The organism is Vallitalea sediminicola (assembly GCF_054408565.1).
In genome coordinates, this window is record NZ_BTPT01000335.1 from 1 (window position 1) to 231 (window position 231).

The 231-nt window shown below is 31.6% G+C and carries 1 protein-coding gene; it reads right to left on the reverse strand.

The window, feature by feature from the left end; genetic code table 11:
• A partial coding sequence (locus ACX6CF_RS26960; RefSeq protein WP_458788457.1) for a hypothetical protein occupies positions 1-181 on the reverse strand: 181 nt, incomplete at its 3' end.
• Positions 182-231 lie beyond the last annotated feature (50 nt).

The window sequence follows — 231 nt, forward strand, 5'->3', positions numbered from 1 at the left end:
GTTTTAAAAACGCATCTGATTCTTGTTGAATTTCAGTAAATTTTTCTCTAACTTTTACATCTTTTATTATTGGCAGCTTATGCCAATCTGTAAGTGTCAAGTAAGATGGTTCCTCAAAAATTACTTCTCCAGGCAAATTCCAAGCTGGACAATCTTCTATATTATCATTAGTTATTGGCATTCTTGGTATTTCCTAGGTCCAATCAAGTATTTCTGGTTTAATCTTCATTA